9 protein-coding genes and 1 pseudogene are annotated in these 16,371 nt (G+C 57.2%); all 10 read right to left on the reverse strand.

What is annotated here, in order from left to right; genetic code table 11:
- Nucleotides 1-11: 11 nt before the first annotated feature.
- On the reverse strand, nucleotides 12-1,985 hold the full coding sequence (locus ACIQUF_RS22200) for a DUF262 domain-containing protein (RefSeq protein ID WP_200928820.1): 1,974 nt from the start codon (nucleotides 1,983-1,985) through the stop codon (nucleotides 12-14).
- A gap of 29 nt (nucleotides 1,986-2,014) precedes the next feature.
- A complete protein-coding gene (locus ACIQUF_RS22205; RefSeq protein ID WP_403135476.1) occupies nucleotides 2,015-3,727 on the reverse strand; it encodes a restriction endonuclease subunit S in 1,713 nt (570 codons plus the stop codon).
- Nucleotides 3,724-5,208, reverse strand: coding sequence for a class I SAM-dependent DNA methyltransferase (locus tag ACIQUF_RS22210; protein WP_200928822.1), 1,485 nt, complete (start codon nucleotides 5,206-5,208; stop codon nucleotides 3,724-3,726). The genes ACIQUF_RS22205 and ACIQUF_RS22210 overlap by 4 nt, the downstream gene beginning before the upstream one ends.
- Nucleotides 5,209-5,210: 2 nt before the next feature.
- Nucleotides 5,211-6,044, reverse strand: coding sequence for an HNH endonuclease (locus ACIQUF_RS22215; RefSeq protein WP_403135481.1), 834 nt, complete (start codon nucleotides 6,042-6,044; stop codon nucleotides 5,211-5,213).
- Between the two features lie 3 nt (nucleotides 6,045-6,047).
- Entirely contained in the window at nucleotides 6,048-8,420 is a 2,373-nt protein-coding gene (gene hsdR / locus ACIQUF_RS22220) for an EcoAI/FtnUII family type I restriction enzme subunit R (RefSeq protein ID WP_403135484.1), read from the reverse strand.
- 793 nt (nucleotides 8,421-9,213) lie between these two features.
- Nucleotides 9,214-9,738: pseudogene (locus tag ACIQUF_RS22225) on the reverse strand (helicase-related protein); the annotation flags it as partial.
- 308 nt (nucleotides 9,739-10,046) lie between these two features.
- Nucleotides 10,047-10,775: a hypothetical protein gene (locus ACIQUF_RS22230; RefSeq protein WP_403135486.1), complete on the reverse strand. Its 729-nt coding sequence runs from the start codon at nucleotides 10,773-10,775 to the stop codon at nucleotides 10,047-10,049.
- 135 nt (nucleotides 10,776-10,910) lie between these two features.
- Nucleotides 10,911-11,573 (reverse strand): hypothetical protein, encoded by a 663-nt coding sequence (locus ACIQUF_RS22235; protein ID WP_403135489.1) that lies wholly within the window; start codon nucleotides 11,571-11,573, stop codon nucleotides 10,911-10,913.
- 665 nt (nucleotides 11,574-12,238) lie between these two features.
- Entirely contained in the window at nucleotides 12,239-14,632 is a 2,394-nt protein-coding gene (locus ACIQUF_RS22240; protein WP_403135492.1) for a TonB-dependent siderophore receptor, read from the reverse strand.
- A gap of 239 nt (nucleotides 14,633-14,871) precedes the next feature.
- Nucleotides 14,872-16,263, reverse strand: a complete 1,392-nt coding sequence (gene gabP / locus ACIQUF_RS22245; protein WP_403135494.1) for a GABA permease — start codon at nucleotides 16,261-16,263, stop codon at nucleotides 14,872-14,874.
- Nucleotides 16,264-16,371: the final 108 nt, after the last annotated feature.

The following is a 16,371-nucleotide window of genomic DNA, read 5'->3' on the forward strand; positions in this document are numbered from 1 at the left end:
TAATTCCAGCATCACTTCGGCATCGGCCAAATCTTCAGCGCGGATGCAAACAGGCTGTCCGCTCGCACCACGATATCTTCCTCATCCCAGGAATCGTTGTCGCCATAGCGCTGGAAGTGGGTGTTGAGCATCAGCAGGCTGGTGGTCACGATCTCCTGCCGCTTCACGGCAAAGGGTTCGTTGCTCAGGGCGGAGTTGAAGGCCTGGGTCACCAGTGTGAGGTTGCCGATACTGTGCAGCAGGCGACGGCGCCTTTCCTGGTTCTCTGGTGTGTCCTCGGCGAGCGGCCAGTTCGTTTGCCACTTCTGCGGCAACACATGCTCCACGGTCAGGCCATCAGGTAGCACCAGGCTCTCCTGCTTGCTACCGCGCATGGACAGCTCCAGCGCCTCGAGAACCGCACGGACCTTGCTGGTGTTGCGGCCCTGGTAAAGAGCGCGATGGCACCAGTTAAGGGCGAAGGCCTCGTCATCCGGCCAGCACTGGCTGTCGCCCTGCAGGGACAGCAACTTGTCGCGCAATGTCGCGGCATCGGTCTTCTGCTCGCGCACCATCTCCACCAGCAAGCGGTTGAGGAAGGTGCGGTTGTAGCTCTTGGTGGTGTAGCCACAGATAAAGCGGCGCACCAAGTAAGACTCCAGATCACCAATGGCCTGCAGGAACTCCGCGGAATCCGGCTTATGATGCTCCAGTAGATACAGCACAAGCGGCGTCACCGTGGATACATCCAGCAGCTTCAGACGCCGGCAGAACAGATCGAGGCGACTCGCCTGCCCCGGCACCATAAAGGTCTGGAAATACCCCGCCAAGTGCGTGATGCGCGCCAGCTCGCGCTGAGTGTCGCGCGGCTCATCCTGCCACCAGTCCTTGAACTCGTTGAATACGTGGGCCACCTTCAGATCCTCGCACTTGCGCATGCCCACGTAGTGGTAAAGCAGCAGGTCCAGTCGCGAGTTCTTCAGGCGGCCCTGCCGCTCCTGCTGCTTCCAGAACTTGGCGCCCTTGCCGGTGCTGGTGTCCACCGTCTCGTCGAAGTGCTGCCAGCCCTGGCGATACAGCTCATCCACGTCTTCGCCGTTACGTGTAGCGTGGAGGAAGATGAAGTTGCGGATCAGGTCGCTCGGCAGCAGCGGTGCGCCCCGGGCATTGAGGGTTTCGAAGATGATCTGCGGGTCGTCCTCGTCCTCCAGCTCCAGCGACATGATCTGGAAGCCCTCGCGCAGGGTGACCAGCAGCGCATGGGCGCGCTCCACCTGCAGCGGCAGGTCGGCGCCCGGCAGTTTCAGCTGGTTGTCCGCGTCAATGGAGCGAATCACCGCATGGGCCACGGTGCGCTCTTCATCCGCCGCGGCGCCCGGCAACGGGTCATCGTAGCGCAGGCCACGCAGGTGGCAGACCAGCATGGCGTGGAAGAACAGGTAGGCACGCACCATCGCCGGGCGTTCCTGATACTGCCGACCAACCTTGGCCGGGAAGCGCTCGCAAACCTTCTCCGCGCTGCCCAGCTCGGCCAGCGCTTGCATCACATCGCGGCCGACATTGGTCGGCAGCACCTTGAGCGAATCGCTACTCTGACGGTACTTACCGATATTCTGCGTCAGCGGCTTGAGGTCGTAGCTCAGCGCCTCGTCATCCAGCGGCGCCACCAGGTCGCGAAACGCCAGCAGCAGGATCTGCAGGGTGGTGATGCGCTGCTGGCCGTCGATCACATCGCGGTTGCCCACGGCATCACTGCTGCCGCCCTTGAGGCTGCCGATCACCACGGTGCCGAGAAAGTGCCGGCGTAGCGGCCTGAGCCGGCCAGCCCCGACCATGGCTGCATCGGCCTGATGCTGGACGATAGCCTCCAGGCGGTCAACGAGGTCTTCCCAGAGCGGCTGCACCTGCTCGTTCAGCGTCCACACGTAACCGCGCTGGAACAAGGGGATCAGGTACTGCGCGCGCTCGGTAAACAGGTCGGTGACGGCTTTCTTGTCGGGACGCATAGGATGTCCTTATCGGTGTTCTTGTTAAATCAGGCCACGGCCTGCTCGACCAGCGCACTGGCCAGATGCTCGTGCACCTGCCGGACCTGGTTCAGGCGGGCTTTGAGTTGATCGCAGAGGGCCATCAGTTGGTCGACTTTGGCGATGATGCGGTGTTGTTCGGCGAGTGGGGGTAGAGGTGTCGAAGCACTGCGAATCAGACCAACGTTCAACGTAGGCTGTGCGAGAGTTCGCGTGTCCCCCAAAAACTGCCGTCGCATTAAATCACTCTGTAGAAGCCACAAAATGTAGCTTTTAGATACATAGCCGCAGGGCACTATGCGGCAAATTGCTCTAGCGATATTGGCGCCTGCCCATGTGTCGGGCGCGATGCCTAGCTTGCCGACGCTACCCACAACCCCCATTAGAATTTCTCCACCCCGAATTCGAGTCCGCTCGAATTGGCTATCTACTTCAGGACTGATTGATTTCTCGGGTTTCACGGGAGGAGCTACTAAATCCAAGTCCGCAATACGAACGAAAGGGATACCATCGACTACATCTGGCCCAGGAACCAGAACGCCGTATGCGATTGGATATTCAGGATCTATAAGGTCGTCAAATGATACCCACAACCAAGTGGGCGGCAATCCAATACCGTTAATCCCCTCAACAGCTATGCCAGTCTTAACACTTCCTTTTTTTGCCTTCGTGCCTGCGACCAATTGCGCGCTGCTTTCGGCAATCCGCTTAAGCAACTCACTGGCTGGTTCATCGTTGGGATCTTGCGGCACCAGCTTGCCCATCACCGCCAGTTGCAGCAGGGTTTGCTTGAGGACGTCGATGCTGGATTCGGTATTGAACAGGGTATGGAAGTGCTCGGCCAGGCGCTGCCAGCTTTGCGCAAAGTCTTCGGCATCGCAGGCCTGAACGAGGCTGCTCACCAGCGCCTGCACCAGTTGGGCATGGGCGCTGTCGGCATCGGTCTGCCGGGCTTCCAGCAGGTCGCACAGGGCCATCAGCTCATCGACTTTGGCGACGATGCGGTGTTGTTCGGCGAGCGGCGGGAGTGGAAACGGATTTGTCTCAACAAAGTCTTTTGGCAAGCGTTTCTGGCCTGCCGTCCCTGTCATCTTGGTTTCGCCAACAAGCAAGAACTGCGGCGACTTCAGATAGGCCAGCACAAATCGTGGATCAAGTGTTCCGCCGACAGGGCGAACAATGTGTAGTTCGGTAGTCCCGGCTCCCAGTCCATTCACGAGATTTGAAAACACGCATGCCTTGCTGTTTTCAAAGCAAGGTGTAATTTTCGCCACACCAATATCGCCCTCTGCGAAATGCGTGAAGCCTTGTTTCACTTCCCCCCACAGGCGAGGCTCTTGCGCATGCTGATCATCGAAGCGCGTACCAATAAAGGTCATAGGCACAAACGAGACCTCAAGTGAATCTGCCGCAGCATTGCGGGGGTTAACAAATGCCACTTGTGCTAATGTCCCCCATCTCCAACCTGCTGGTAGTTCAAACGGTTCTGCTTCCTCGCCAAATTCAGCCAACGTCTTCTGCTTCTTGACCTTCCCCTCCGCCACCAGCCGTGCCTTTTCCTCAGCAATCCGCTTCAGCAACTCACTGGCCGGCTCATCACTCGGATCTTGCGGCACCAACTTACCGCGCACCGCCAGTTCCAGAATCAGCTCACGCAGTTTTTTGATGCCATTTGGTGCCCCCGCCAGCAGCGGCAGGTTATCGGTCAGCACAGTACTCATACGTCACGCTCCGCCGCCTGTGCGGCAAAGGCCTCGGCCAGCACGGCCTTGAGCTGATCGCGCAGCTCACCAATCTCACCTTGCAGCGCGGCGTAGTCACGCAGCAGCTCGTCCGGGTTGTGGCTGATCTGTTCGCCGATGTGAGGGTTCTTGCAGTCGAGGTTCCAGTTGCGGCTTTTCAACTCGTCGATGCTGACCTTCCAGGCGAACTCGTTCTCCTGGCGTGCGGCAAAGCCATCGGCCTCGCTGCCCCACCAGGCTTCCTCGACAGCAAACTCTTCGACTCGCATGGGTCTGGTCTTGGTGTAGCTTTTGTAACCGGCCGGGTACTGGTGCTCGTAGAACCATACGTCCTTGGTCGGTGTGCCCTTGGTGAAGAACAGCAGGTTGGTCTTAATGCTGGTGTAAGGGTTGAACACGCCGTTGGGCAGGCGGACGATGGTGTGCAGGTTGCATTCTGTGAGCAGCTTTTCCTTGATGCGGCTCTTGATGCCTTCACCAAAGAGGAAGCCGTCGGGTAGCACCACGGCCGCGCGGCCGCCGTCCTTGAGCAGGTGCATGATCAGCACCAGGAACAGGTCGGCGGTTTCGCGGGTACGGAAAGTAGCGGGGAAGTTGGTTTCGATGCCGTCTTCTTCCATTCCGCCGAACGGCGGGTTGGCGACGATGCAGTCGACCCGCTCTGCTGGGCCCCAACTGATCAGCGGGCGCCCCAGGGTGTTGTCGTGCTTGATCTGGTTAGGCACCTCAATGCCGTGCAGGATCATGTTGGTGGTGGCCAGCAGGTGCGGCAGCGGTTTTTTCTCCACGCCGAAGATGCTCGCCTGCAGGGTGCGCTCGTCTTCGGCGGTTTTCACATAACGCTTGCGCTTGTGCTCGATGCTGCAGGTGAGGAAGCCGCCAGTGCCGCAGGCCGGGTCCAAGACCTTTTCGTCCAGCTTGGGGTCGACCATGCGCACCATGAATTCGGTGACTGGGCGCGGGGTGTAGAACTCACCGGCATTGCCGGCGTTCTGCAGGTCGCGCAGCAGTTGCTCATACATGTCGCCAAAGGCGTGGCGCTCCTGCGCCTTGTTGAAGTCCACTCCTTCCTGAATCTTGTTGATGACCTGGCGGATCAACTGGCCAGACTTCATGTAGTTGTAGGCATCCTCGAACACGCCACGCACCACATAGGTGGCCGGCGTGGTGCTGTATTCGTGGAGGTTCTGCAGCTGCGGGAACAGGTTGTTGTCGATGAAGTCCTTCAGTGCATCACCGGTGATGCCCTCCGGGTTGGCCGCCCAGGTGCGCCAGCGGCAGCTCTCCGGAATCGGCGAGCGGTAGTCGTCATCCAGCAGCTCCCACTCCTGCTCGCGGTCGTCGAAGATTTTCAGGAACAATATCCACACAAGCTGGCCGATACGCTGCGCATCACCGTCGACGCCGACGTCTTTGCGCATGATGTCCTGGATGGATTTAATGGTGCTGCTGATGGACATGCTTACTTCCTGAAAAGGTGTTCACGGTGCCAGGCCAGATAACCGCGATGCTGCGGCTTGATCTGGCGCAAGCGCAGACAAGGGGTGATGTTGAGCGCACGGGCGCTGTCGGGGTCGAGATCCTCGCCGAGGAGAATCTGCCCCTGATCGTCAAAGCTGATCAGGCCACGGTCGAAGGCCAGATCAAGATTGGGGGTGAGCAACAGCCCGTTGAACGGATCAAGCCGCTCGGCCGGGCTGGCAGCACGCCAGGGTTTGATATGCGAGGCCCGCAACAACTCCGGTACGCAGCAGTCGGTAATCGCACAGCCGCCCCAGTAGGCCAGCAGGTCGTCGCGGTAGCCGCTCTGGCCGATGCGCGCTTTGATCAGGGCATCGCGTTCGGTGTCGGTGAGGTTGGGATCGTTTAGAAATTCCTCTATTGAGACCGAAGATTCAGGAGTCGCGGACTGGAGGGCAGAAACAGAGGATTTATAACCGAGTAGATCAAGCAGTTGATGAAGGTCGGCCTCTGTAGCGATATCCAATGCAATTGCTAATTTACTGTCAGAGCCAGCTACGGTGGGGTAACCTGTCATGTTGGTGTTTCGATACCCGGTATTTGGCAACGAAGGGGAAAGTACCTTGATGGAGTCCCATTTACCTGCGGTGGCATGTTCTGGATGAATGAGGAAGGGCTGCTTGGTAACAGGAGCACCCGTTTTGCTCATTTTGACAAATACACGACCGTTAAAATCAGGTTGCTCATACCCGTTAGCATGTTGATTTTTGACGGTCAGAACAAAGCCCTTACGGATGAGCGCAGCTGCGATTTCTAATGAATTAAGTTTGGGCATCGGTTATCCGTAGAGCTGTCGCTCAAGCTCCTGAATGGCCTGCTGATAGCCCGGTTTGCCGCCAAAGGCCTTGACCAGCTCAATCGGCGCACCGATCTGGCTGAATGGCGCCAGCTGAAGAATCTTGATGTCTTCGATGTGCTCGACGCCGGTGTCGGCGTATTTGTCGAGCAGGGCTTCCAGTACCTGGCGGGCGGCGCCGGAGTATTTGGCGAAGTAGTTGCGTTTTTTCACCTGCTCGGCGCGCTCCTTGCGGGTGAGCGGCAGCTGGTCGAAGGCGATATGGCAGATCAGGTCGAACGGATCGAGCGGCTGGCCGCGCTTGGCTGAGACTTCGTCGTCCAGGGCTTCCCACATCACGCCTTGAGCGGCCAGTTCATCGATGATGACTTTCTTCTGTTCGGCATCGCTCCAGCGGCGCAGGAAGTCATCCAGCGAGGCAAACTGTTTCTTAACGCAGCTGCGGGTGTAGTCGCGTAGCGATTCGGTGATCAGCTTCCCGTCCGGGCCGTAGTACTGCACGCGCTCGGCAATGACGTGCACGGCGACGTTATTGATCACGTATTTGACGCGCTTCTTGCCGCCATCGTCGTCAGCGCCGCCGGTGGTTTCGTCACCTTCGGTTGGCCCAGCGCCACCGTCGATCACGTCACCCTCTTCTCCCTCGGTTTCTTCCGGCGGCACCGGTGAGGAGTCGCCCTCGGGGTTGTAGATCACCACCGGCTCACCATCGAAGGCCGGGTCGGCAAACAGTTCGGTGGCTTTCTTGAAGTCCATAATGGTGAACCAGTACTTGCCGTAATCCTCGTTGATACGGGTGCCACGACCGATGATCTGCTTGAACTCGGTCATGGATTTGATGTGCTGGTCGAGCACCACCAGTTTGCAGGTCTGGGCATCAACGCCGGTGGTCATGAGTTTGCTGGTGGTGGCGATCACCGGGTAGCGCGACTCGGGGTTGATGAAGTTGTCCAGCTCGGCCTTGCCTTCCTTGTCGTCGCCGGTAATGCGCATCACGTATTTGCGGTTTTCCTCAACGCGCTTGGGGTTGAAGTTGACCAGGGCCTGGCGCATGCGCTCGGCGTGGTCAATGTCGTCGCAGAAGATGATGGTTTTCTGGAAGGGGTCGGTGGCGGTCAGGTATTCGGTGACCTTGCGGGCGACCAACTGGGTGCGCGCTTCGATCACCAGGTCGCGGTCCATGTCCTTGAGGTCATAGACGCGGTCTTCGATCAGCTCACCGTTCTTGTCGCGGGTGCCCTTGGGCGGGCGCCAGCCTTGCAGGTCTTTGTCGAAGTCGATGCGCACCACTTTGTACGGAGCGAGGAAGCCATCTTCGATGCCTTGCTTGAGGGTGTAGCTGTACACCGGCTCACCGAAGTAGGTGATGCTGGAAACCTCTCTGGTCTCCTTCGGTGTAGCAGTCAGGCCGATGTGGGTGGCACCGGAGAAGTAATCGAGAATCTCGCGCCAGGCCGAGTCTTCGGAGGCGCTGCCTCGGTGGCATTCGTCGATCACCACGAGGTCGAAGAAGTCGCGGGAAAACTGCTTGTAGATATTCTTCTCTTCTTCGTTGCCGGTCACGGCCTGATACAGCGACAGGTAGATTTCGTAGGACTTTTCGATCTGCCGTTTGGCAATCTTGGTCATCGCCTGGCCGAAGGGCTTGAAGTCGTTGTTCTTGGTCTGGTCGACGAGGATGTTGCGGTCGGCGAGGAAGAGGATGCGTTTCTTCTGCCCGGACTTCCACAAGCGCCAGATGATCTGGAAGGCGGTGTAGGTCTTGCCGGTGCCGGTGGCCATGACCAGCAGGATGCGATCCTGCCCGCGCGCCACGGCCTCGACGGTACGGTTGATGGCGTTCATCTGGTAGTAGCGCGGCATGCGCCCGGAACCGTCGTCGTAATACGGGGCTTCGGCTTTCTGCTGGCTTTCACCACTCAGGCCCTTCCACTGGCAATAGCGCTGCCAGAGCTCATCGGGGCTGGGGAACTGCTCCAGGCTCAGCTCGGTTTCCTTTTGCGCGCCGGTGCCACTGCGATCATGGAAGAGGAAGCCGTCGCCGTTGCTGGAGAATACGAACGGCACATCCAGCGCCTCGGCATAACCGAGCGCCTGCTGCATACCGCCGCCGAGGGCATGCTTGTTGTCCTTGGCTTCGATAACAGCCAGCGGCAGGTTGGCCTGGTGATACAGGATGTAGTCTGCGCGGCGCGATTCGCCCCGGCTGTGCAGCTTGCCACGGACGATGATGCGGCCCTTGGTAAAGCTGACTTCCTCACGGACCTGCTTGTGCAAATCCCAGCCCGCTGCAGTGATGGCCGGCGTGATGTATTTGCTGCAGATGTCGCGCTCAGTCAGTGAATTCTTGTCCATGTATCCGTCCCGTTGAACTGCATTGACCTCGCATATCTGGTTGGCGAGGCGATTATTGGGACGGCGTAAAAGTGTACGCTAGAACCCTTGATTACGTCCCTGATGGCTCTTTGACCTAACTGTGTGCGAACGACGTCACAATATCTATCCAGCCAGCATGGGTAAAGATCGCGCCCCATCAAAACGCGGCTTTTTTGCACAGAGGTAACATCAGTATCCACTCAAGCTACTCGCGCGGCACTGTGACGCCAGCGCATGGCGAAATGCACGTTCCCCCGTGCGATTGGATCACGCCGCTGGATCATCCCAATCCCCCGTCTGTCCTGAAGCTGCCGGGAGCTGTCCACGGTGAGAAAGCAAAGGCAGTTGCGCTCACAGAACAGCGGATGCGAGTAATCCAATAGGCCATCGATGCCGCCGTCACGAAGAATGCGATGCCGAGGCGGATAGCTCTTCGCTCAACCTACTCGACATCATGGACACCACAGCTGCTTCGACGTATGCGCCCTGCGATGCAAACTTCAGCGCACCGTAGGCCATTGAGCTGCCGGCGCCAAGACTGGACAAGCTCACAGGTAAACAATCCAGGCAGGCCTCGCTGGCGGTACTGCGTTAGAACCCCCTCAGACGGCTGAAAGCTCCCCAATTGCAAATGCAGTAATGAACAACCTGCACGCATAATTGACACATAGCTAAGTAACCCCGCATAGGGAGCCAGGCATTAACAGTGTGTCGAGGCTGGCCGTCACCTTTCTAATTCGATTGTGATTTTGATTAATTAAAGGCTCAGCCTTCACCGCGCCCCCAGCAATCCCTCAAAATCCGAAGCCTGAAGCTCCGAAGCCCCACTCAACATATCCCGCGCCAACGCCCGTCGCTTACTCAAAAGTTCATCCAGCGTCGCCTCAAACGTCGGCATCGCTGCATCTCGAACCGTCGGATAGTACACATACACATCCTTCTGCTGCCCAATCCGATAGGCCCGATCGGTCGCCTGATCTTCCTTGGCCGGGTTCCAGCAACGCGTGAAGTGAATGACGTGGTTGGCGGCCTGCACGTTCACCCCGAATCCGACTGCGATAGTGGACAGGATGATGACGGCGAACCCTGGCAGCTCCTGGAAATGATCGATCAGCCTCTGCCGGCTATTGGCGCTCTGACTGCTGGTACTGGTATCACCATTGATGACCGTCGCCCGAAATCCGAAATGCTGCTGAATCGCGTGCTGCAATTCCCGCTGAATATCTCGCAACTCGGTAAAGACGATAACCTTGTCGCCGTTGCCGGCTCGCTTGATCGACTCGAGCGTTTGCATCAGGCGGCTCATTCTTCAACTGACTGAAGCAAAGCTCTAAGCCTTGAAATTGCCACTCCATCAGACTTGAAACCGAGTTGCGCTTCCTCCAGCGACGTTACGTCGTCCCTGATGATCTGGACGGATAGGTGATGCATTTCGTCGCGCACTGTGCGAGGAAGCGCCTCAAACGCGGGCTCATGTAGCTCCAGTGCACGGGCAATGGCCGACGCTCCAACTTGTTTCGCCTCGTATGCAGCCACCACTTCCATGATTCGCGTTGCAATGCTCCGGTTCGACATAGCCATCTAACGACAAGCTAAGCGGCGCAGCTATGCTGCGTCCTTGCTTGAGCTCATTGTTAGCTTTGGTAGAAACTTAACTTCACCCTTGAGAAAAGTATTATAGAACTGAGTTAGTACGTGGTACTTTTGCCCAAAGATAGAGCCATATCTAATATCTACAACCGTAGACCTGCCCGAGACACTGAAAGTGCAAGGAGGTATATCACCATTGATTACTCCACAGGCAAGTGCTTCTAACTCAAACGGTCGTTCAGATTGAACTTCTGTTGAAACCCTTAGAAGGGGCGCACCTGAGTCATCAGGGTTAAAGAAGTTTTCGTAGTCGCTTAGTAACGCTACTTTGTACTTACGAGTTTCTCCAGCGCGAATATCTACTCCATTACCGTTATAGCCATTAGCAAATTCATCACTATATGGAGATCTATTATAGTCATAATTATAAAATTCTACTCTGACATTTTTCGCGGTCACATTAGATGTGTTTTTTATAGTAAAAGTGACTAATTCATCACTGGAGCTGTTTTTTTCTTTTTCTACCCTTGTTATTTCTAATTTAGTCGGATTCTGATCAATGGTGAGGAGGTCTTGAGCACTCAGCTTCGATGGAGCGGGTTCCAGCCATTGGTAAACACCAATAATCCAGATAATCAGCTGAACTGAACCTACAAATATTCCAATTGCAGCTCCAACATAGCCAATTCTATTTAGCATAGTCCAACTTTTGAACTGCTTGGACGATGGTATTAAAAGTTTCAAGTTATCTCCGCTTACTTAGTGAAAGCTAACGTTTGGTTAAGGGGCGGGCCTTAGCCCGCCCCAGTGAGCGTAGCGAACGATTTGAACCAATTGTTATGCTTGAGCACATAGACTGCTAATGCTCGCGGTTTGCTTTTAAATGTCTGCTACCGGGTTGAAGACATGTGCCGCTAATTGCTGCTCGATAATCTCACGACTTTGTTGGAATAACGTGCGCGCAAACTCAGGAACAATAGGGCTGCTCATGTAACGTGCAATGCATTTCATTTTGTCTACATTGCTTTGAGTCGGAATGCTTTGGCCGTATTCATCAGCGATTTTTTCGACTTGAAGCATTAGATCAGCAGAGAATTCTAGACACAGAGTGAGAATGTCTTGCTTCGGGGCTTCAAGGCTAATAAATTTCCCTTTGCTGTCAATTCTTTCTATATTGCTCGCAATGTAATACTTGCCATCAGTGTAGGCGTTGATGATTTGCATGCCGTCATGCGTTATGGCATTTCTGCATTCCTTGAAAAATGCAGATTGCCTTACTTCTGAGAAGTATGACCAAGCAATTTTCTGGCTTGTAGCTGTTTCTAAAGAGTCTTTAAGTGACTGGAAGGTATTAACGAAAGCATTGAAGGTGAAATTTATGTCTTCATCGCTTGTGTTGACAGGGTTGATTCCGGCTAAGAAGCTGTTGTTGACTAGATTGCAAATGCTTATAATTTTTCTTAGGAAGCACTCATATTCTTCCAGCTTGTTTTTTATAAAGCTGCCAACGATCATCTTATGGTGTGTTTCTTGTTCAGTCATCCGTTGAGACTCTTCACACAACTATAAATAGACACCAATTGGTGTATAACTGCGCGGACGGGCGTGGTGTATAACATTCCTTGTTCCTTTCGTTATCCCTGTCTAGGCTGGAGCTGTTGGCGTTTCGATGAGCGTACAAGGGAGTTACACACCATGGAAGGACAGCCTCGTTTGCTCGATCAGATGCGGGAGCAAATTCGCCTGCGACACTACTCGATCCTCACGGAGCGTGTCTATTGCAGGCGCGTTACACCGTGCGGCAGATATGTCCACAGAAGCCGAGGCAGCTCATGTGAATTTCGCAGCGTGTGACTACACCTTTACCAGGACTCAGCACCTGGCATCACCTGCTCTGATCCTGACGGTCAGCTTTTGGTGGCGCAGCATCAGAGAATCAAAGCCTCAGACTGAACTGCCGTCGTCACGGCCTCAGACGAGCCCGCGCACCGTGAAATCGAGCTTTCGGTATTCCAATTGGTATTTCATGACCACTTTTAGACCGAGTTTTTTCAACCAAAAGAGTGGCTTAGCCAATCAATTCAGATCACCCCGGCCACTAAATCCGAAAAAAAGAAGACGCCCTCGGGCGTCTTCTTTTTGTGCCTGCAGTCCGTGCAAAGCGAGGCGGTGCCCACCCCACAGTGGGCACCACGTCCAACCCCGCCCTACCAGCTATAGCTCACCTTAGCCGTAACCTCCCGTCCCGGGTTGTAGTAGTTCGCCGTCCCCGACCCCACCACATGCTGCTCATCAAACAAATTGCTCACGTTCAGCGCCAGGTCGGTCCCCTTGGCAATCCGATAATTCAGCGCCGCATCAAACAACGTAGTCCCATCACTCTTCTTGGTATTAGCCGCATCCATGTAATAAGCCCCCACATACCGCGCCCCCAGCCCAACGCTCACGTCAGTCCCCGGCACGTCGTAGTAGCTCCACAACGAAGCCGTATGCTTCGGCGCCGTCGTAAACTCATTCCCCTTGAGCGAAGCACCACTGCGCAACGTCCCGCGCACCACCTCGGACTCCATATAGGAATACGCCCCGATCAGGCTGATCTCCTGAGTCAGCTGCGCCTTGGCCTCCAGATCGAGACCCCGCACGCGGGACTCACCCACGGTCTGCTGCTCGATGATCCCGCTCGGCAGCACCACGGCGATGGTGACGTTCTCCTGGGTCAGGTCGTAAACAGCTGCGGAGAACAGTGCGTCCATGCCCATGGGCGAGTACTTAACGCCCACTTCGTACTGCTTGCCGGTCTGCGGTGTCACGCCAACCTGTGGCGGCGAAACGGACTCGACCATGCTCACGTAGGTCGACACCTCATCGTTGACGATGTAGGTCAGTGCCGCTCGGTAGGAGGTTTCGGAGAAGTTGTCTTTCTCAGTCCCCGCAGCGCCGATGTATTCCTTGCTGGACAGGTCCATCGAGTCGTTACGCACGCCGGCGGTGGCGATCACGCGGTCGTAGAACGACAGGTTCTGCTGCAGGAAAACGGCCTTGGTGGTGGCGTCGTTCTTTTTGCGGGTGTAAGGCGTTGCGCCGCCTGGCACGCCGGTGAATACGGGGTTGGCGATGTCGATGGAGGGCGCCAGGCCGTAAACGGAGCTTTGGGTGGTGGTCGAGTCCAGGTATTCCACGCCCACCAGCGTGCTGCTGTCGATGTGCTCGAACTGAGCATCGTATTGCAGCATCAGGTTGCCGTTGAGTTGGTCGGCGTCGCTGTCGGTACCGAAGATGTAGCGTGGGATGGTGGTGCCAACACGTGTCGGGCTGTCGCTCAGGTAGGCGTAGCCGAAATCGTCGGTCAGCTCGCTGTAGCGCAGGTTGCTGCGCAGGACGAAGCCGTTGTCGAAGTCGTGGGTGATGTTGCCGCTGAGGCTGGTGCGTTCGACATCGTGGAAGTTGTAGCTGGGTTCGCCGAAGAAGTCGCTGCGGTCGTATTCCTTGTCCAGCGGATAGCCGCCGCTGTTCGGGGAGCTGTTGGTCTTGAGGTAGTCGAGCACCATGGTGGCGGAGGTGTAGTCAGTCGGGGCCCAGGTCAGGCCGCCCATGATGAAGCGGTTGTCGTCCTGGGAGTGGTCGTACTCGCGGTCGCTGTTCTGCATCTTGGCGGTGAAGCGACCGGCCAGGGTTTGTTCGTCGTTCAGTGCGTCGCCGACGTCAATGCCGGTTTCGGCGTGGTCGTAGGAGCCGTAGGTGACGTAGCCTTGGCCGAACTTCTCGAAGCGTGGCTGCTTGGTCACGAAGTTCACCGAGCCGCCGGGGTCGGCTGGGCCGAACAGGGTGGAGTTGGCGCCGCGCAGGATTTCGATGCGCTCGTAGGCGTATGGGTCTTCGCGCACGCCGCGCATGGAGCTGAGGGTCAGGCCGTCGCGGTAGGTGGTGGCCTGAAAGCCGCGGATCAGGAAGTAATCGTTGCGGTCGTCGGAGCCGTAGTAGTCGCTGACCACGCCGGGGGTGTATTGCAGGGCTTCTTCGGTGGTGCTGACGCTGCGCTGTTCCATTTCCTTGCGGGTTACCACAGACACCGACGCGGGGGTGTTGAGGATGCTGGTTGCGACCTTGCCGCCTACCCACAGCTCCTTGGCGACGACCGAGTTGATGTCATCGTCGGCACTGGCCTTGACCTTGGCATTGATGATGACCGGGGCTAGGCGATAATCCTCGGTCGCACCCAGTTCGAGTGGGCCGGCAGGTTTGGTTTGTGGGATCACCAGGTAGGCATTCGGCCCTTGTGGTTCGAGCTGCAGCTCAGTGCCCTGCAACAGCGACGACAGTGCGGCCGAGGTGTCCAGCGCGCCGTGTACGCCCTGGGTGCTGCGGTTGGCGACGTTTTGCGCATCGAACGACAGGCTGATGCCTGCCTCGCGGGCAAAGCGGTCAAGTGCGGGGGCCAGCGGGCCGGCCGGGATGTCCCACTGCTTGAGCGGGTTGTTGCGGTCCGCTGCCAGGGGTTGGGCAAGCGATGGCATGGCATAGCCGCTGACCATCAAACCAAAGAGCGCAGCATGCAGGGCACGATTCAAAGGATGGCGCTGTGAAACAGGGGTAGAACTCATTCTCTCGCTCCGTGGAGGGTGTCGGCGGACTGGCCTGTATTCCGGCCTTTTGTAGAGGTCGGACGAGAATGAGAAAGCACCTCATTTATTTTCAGTTAATTTGTGGTTTGCGTTGCTTCCTTCGCGGCTGAAGTTGCTCCCACTGGGATGGGACTACACATAGGCCCCCCACGCCGTTAGCACCAGCGCAGCAATTGTCGCACCAGTGGTGCGACAATTGCCGCAGTGAAAAAACCCAATCACCCCAACGACCGCGCCCCCACCCCTTGCGCATGCCCCCGCGATGTGACGATCCCAAGGAATGAAATTACGATCGCCAACCCCAACGTCGCACTCACTTCCGCACGATGCTCCGGCGTATACATCATCACCGCCAGCGCCCCGGCAATGAACAGGATCACCGCCCAGGTCAGCCACGGGAACAGCCACATGCGGAACTTCAGCTCGGCATTCTCGCGCTCCAGGCGGCGGCGCATGCGCAGCTGCGAGATGGCGATGACCAGGTACACCAGCAGCGCGATGGCGCCGGAGCTGGCCAGGAGGAACTCGAACACGCCCTTGGGCGCGAAGTAGTTGAGGATGGCGATGGCCGCACCGATCAGGGTGCTGCCGAACACGGCGGCGCGGGGCACGCCGACCTTGGAGGTCTTGTTGAGGAAGGCCGGGGCGTCGCCGCGCTTGGCCAGCGAATACATCATTCGCGAAGCGATGTAGATCGACGAGTTCATGCAGCTGGTCACCGCCACCAGCACCACTAGGTCGACCATGAAAGCCGCGTTGGGGATGTTCATGATTTCCAGTGCGCGCTGGTACGAACCTACCACCGCCAGCTGCGGGTCGTTCCACGGCACGATCGAAATGATCACGAAGATCGACAGGATGTAGAAGGTGCTGATGCGCCAGATCACCGAGCGTGTGGCCTTGGCGATGTTGCGCGACGGGTCGCTGGATTCCGAGGCGGCGATGGTCACCGCTTCGGTGCCGATGAAGCTGAACATCACGGTGATGAACGCCCCGATAACGGCCGACCAGCCGTTGGGGGTGAAGCCGCCGTAGTCTTTCATCAACCCGCTCAACCCGCTGACTTCGCGGTTGGGCAGCCAGCCCATCAGCGCGGCGAAGCCCAAACCGATGAAGGCCAGGATTGCCGTGACCTTGAGAATGGCGAACCAGAACTCGAACTCGCCGTACTTGGCCACGCTGAACAGGTTGGTGCAGGCCAGCAACAGTACTGACGCCAGGGCGAAGATCCAGCTGTCCACCTGGGGGAACCAGGCGTTGAGCACATGCCCGGCGGCCAGTGCCTCGATGGGAATTACCAAAACCCAGAACCACCAATACAACCAGCCGATGGTGTAGCCGGCCCAGCGGCCGATGGCCTGGTCGGCGTAGGTGGAGAACGAGCCGGTGTCAGGGTGCGCCACGGCCATTTCGCCGAGCATGCGCATGACCAGCACCACCAGGGTGCCAGCGACGAAATACGAAACGATGGTGGCTGGCCCGGCCGCCGCGATGGCGTGCCCGGAGCCTACGAAAAGTCCGGCACCGATGATGCCCGCGATGGACAGCATCGTTACATGACGTGGCTTGAAACCTTGCGCAAGGTTGCCATCAGATCCCACGGTGTTCATTGATGTTGTTCTCTTTTTGCTGACACAAGGAAGGACGGGCAGGCGTAGGCGAAAATATCTCCTTTGAAATCAATAAGTCGACACCTTGTTTGCGCGCTGTTGTTGATC

Origin of the sequence: Pseudomonas sp. NPDC090233 (assembly GCF_044772285.1) — a bacterium.
Lineage (GTDB): Bacteria > Pseudomonadota > Gammaproteobacteria > Pseudomonadales > Pseudomonadaceae > Aquipseudomonas.